This is a genomic window from Pseudomonas sp. EA_65y_Pfl1_P113, from assembly GCF_963970525.1.
Taxonomy (GTDB): Bacteria; Pseudomonadota; Gammaproteobacteria; order Pseudomonadales; family Pseudomonadaceae; genus Aquipseudomonas; species Aquipseudomonas tritici.
The window spans coordinates 1-481 of the sequence record NZ_CAXAQM010000459.1; the positions used below are offsets into that span (position 1 = coordinate 1).

The window sequence follows — 481 nt, forward strand, 5'->3', positions numbered from 1 at the left end:
TAGTCAGCTCCGCGCGCTTAGCCATAGACCCACACCTAGTCAGCTAGTCAGATATATAGCACACGCGCCGCCAGACTTCCAGATTGCGATGCCGGGAAGAAGGCGGGGGCGGAAGGGACAGAGTGAGGGAAGGTGAGGGGTGCTCACCGCACCCCGTCCCGTTGCCGGTCTTGCCGGGCCCGGTGGCCGGCGCAGCGGCTTCGCCGCCCTCCACTTCGTTTCGGCCCATGACCACCCCATTGCGCTTCGCGCAATGCTGACCCCGGTCGGTGCGCCGGCCCCCTAAATTCCCCGGCTTCGGACCCCGTGACGGGCCGCGATGGGCGCGGCCTCCCAACGGAGGTTCAGGACGATGAGTGGGAAGAAAGAAGGCGGGCCCGCCGACATCTATACGCGCATCACCGCCGAGATTGTCGCCGCGATCGAAGCTGGCGCCGGCGAATGGCGCATGCCCTGGCATCACGACGGCACCGCCATCACC

The 481-nt window shown here is 66.9% G+C and carries 1 protein-coding gene; it reads left to right on the forward strand.

All coding sequences use genetic code 11. From position 1 onward, the window contains the following. Window positions 1-352: 352 nt before the first annotated feature. Window positions 353-481: ArdC-like ssDNA-binding domain-containing protein (locus tag AACY52_RS32495; protein WP_370468078.1), on the forward strand; the 129-nt coding region annotated here is incomplete at its 3' end.